Annotated in this window: 3 protein-coding genes and 1 pseudogene; 1 reads left to right on the top strand and 3 read right to left on the bottom strand. The window is 64.6% G+C overall.

Features of this window, described 5'->3' with window-relative positions; all coding sequences use genetic code 11:
- Positions 1-228 (bottom strand): ATP-binding cassette domain-containing protein (locus EN993_RS35235; protein WP_127266184.1); only part of this gene is annotated, 228 nt, incomplete at its 3' end.
- A 228-nt stretch (positions 229-456) separates the two neighbouring features.
- Here EN993_RS35235 and EN993_RS35240 point away from each other — a divergent pair.
- Positions 457-801 carry a RidA family protein gene (locus EN993_RS35240; RefSeq protein WP_126068745.1) on the top strand — a complete coding sequence of 115 codons (345 nt, stop codon included), beginning with the start codon at positions 457-459 and terminating at the stop codon, positions 799-801.
- 148 nt (positions 802-949) lie between these two features.
- Here the strand turns inward: EN993_RS35240 and hutC are convergent, their stop codons facing one another.
- The gene (hutC, locus tag EN993_RS35245; protein WP_109672424.1) at positions 950-1,690 is read right to left on the bottom strand and encodes a histidine utilization repressor; all 741 of its coding nucleotides are present in this window, start codon (positions 1,688-1,690) and stop codon (positions 950-952) included.
- Positions 1,687-2,004, bottom strand: a pseudogene (locus EN993_RS35250) (formimidoylglutamate deiminase); the annotation flags it as partial. The gene hutC and the pseudogene EN993_RS35250, both read right to left, overlap by 4 nt.

Below are 2,004 nucleotides of genomic sequence, written 5' to 3' on the forward strand. Positions count from 1 at the left end.
CTGCTGCGGCAGATAGGCGGCGCGAACGCCGGGCGCGCGGATAACCTCGCCGGCCATCGGCTTCAGGACGCCGACAATACCTTTCATCAGCGTCGATTTGCCGGAGCCGTTGGCGCCGACGACGGCCGTCAGCGAGCCCTTGCGGATGGTGCCGTCGAGATGATGGATTGCAGGGTGGCTGCCGTAGCCAAGCGTCAGGTCGCGGAATGTCAGGCAGGTGTTTGTCATTCTGCGATCCGTGAGGGCGGCGAAATCCGGCTGCGGGCAGCGGCCGATTGGATATGTGATGTTATTACATTAGTCAACAAGCCAATCCGGCGGAATTGCGGCTGGCGGGTCAACTTGCCGTGTGGGGATATCATATGCCCTTGGCCCAAGGGGATTCGACTTGGCGACCTTGCCCGAAGCTGGCGGCAACTCTAAAGAGGCGCAACCGCCACAGGAAGGAACCATCCAATGAGCATTCGTCGCATCGATGTTGGCCCGCGCATGAGCCAGATCGTCATTCACGGAGATACCGTCTATCTGGCCGGTCAGGTCGGTCAGCCGACCGGCAACGTCGCTTCGCAGACCAGGGATATCCTGGCGGCTGTCGACGAACTGCTGGCCAAGGCCGGCTCCGACAAGACCAAGATCCTGCAGGCGATCATCTGGCTGGCCGACATGAGCACCTTTGCCGAGATGAACGCGGAGTGGGACAAGTGGGTGCCGCAAGGCAACACTCCGGCTCGCGCCACCGGCGAAGCAAAGCTCGCCACCCCGGAATATCTGGTCGAGGTTATTATTACGGCTGCGATTTGATCGGCGGTTTTCTACCTCCCCCTTGTGGGGAGGTCGGACCGAAGGTCCGGGTGGGGGTTGGCGCCGCTGCCCTCCGCTATGGCTCCGGGCGTTAGGCGTTCGAAAAGCCAAATCGTTGGCTTTTCGCCAGCCTGCGGCTGGACACGCCTCACCCCTGCGACGGCCTGAACCTTGCCACCAGCGTGTGGCTCTCGGCCGGGTAGGTAAAGCGCACATGGGTGACCGGGTGATCGGCGCTCCATGTCCGTCGCTCGACCACGAGGCACGGCGCGCCGGCTTCGATATCGAGCGCGGCCGCGATATGCCTGTCGGCGGCGACAGCGCGAATCCGGTGCTCGGCTTCGCTCCACGGCACGCGGCCAATCAGCCATGGTCCTGGTGCTATGGCCACGAATTCCTCGTCTGCTGCCTCGGGCACGGCGGTGAGATTGATCAGCCGCTGTTCATGCGCGAACGGACGCTCGCCGGCGAAATGCCCGCACTCCAGCGCCAGCACTGGCCCGGCCGCGCCCAGCTCCAGCAGGGCGCGATCCTCGGCGCTGCTGCGCCTTTTGTGTCGCGCGACGCGCTCGTAGCGGTAGGGTAGGCCGAGCGCTTCGACCTCGATGCGGATATCGTGGATTTCCAGCACCGCCGCTTGCGACTGCGGCCGGCGCACAAAACTGCCTGAGCGGCGGCGCCGCTCGATCAGCCCAGCCTTGGCAAGCTGCGACAGCGCCTTGTTCACCGTCATGCGCGAGCAATTGTATTGCGTGCTCAACTCGTGCTCGAACGGAATGCGGTGACCAGGCGCCCAGGCACCGGACATGATGCGTTCACTGATGTCGGACAGGATGCGCTGGTGCAGCGAGACGCTACCTTCAGCATCCGCAGTCTCGACAATGCTCATGCCGAAAGCGCCATCATAACGCTGCGAAACCGCTCGGTGATGGCCTCGCGCTTGACATGCCTGCCGCCGCTGACCTGTTTCTGGCCATGCACCCAGACGCAATCGACCTTGCTGCCATTGGCGAAGATCCAGGCGTCGAGGATTGCGTCACCGGTCTTGCCGGCCAGCGAGGGATTGTTGGCGTCGAGCGAGACGAGATCGGCGGATGCGCCGGCGGCGATTGCGGAGGCGCCGGCGCCAAGGGCGACGCTGCCGCCGTCGAGTGCGGCGTCGAACAGCGCGCGGCCGGTCGAGCCGCCCGCGACCGCCAGCAC

This window comes from Mesorhizobium sp. M7D.F.Ca.US.004.01.2.1 (assembly GCF_003997785.1).
GTDB lineage: Bacteria > Pseudomonadota > Alphaproteobacteria > Rhizobiales > Rhizobiaceae > Mesorhizobium > Mesorhizobium loti.

What these genes read in the sequence shown, in the direction of transcription:
- hutC (WP_109672424.1), bottom strand. Translation starts at nt 1,690, where the DNA reads ATGAGCATTGTCGAGACTGCGGATGCTGAAGGTAGCGTCTCGCTGCAC.
- EN993_RS35240 (WP_126068745.1), top strand. Translation starts at nt 457, where the DNA reads ATGAGCATTCGTCGCATCGATGTTGGCCCGCGCATGAGCCAGATCGTC.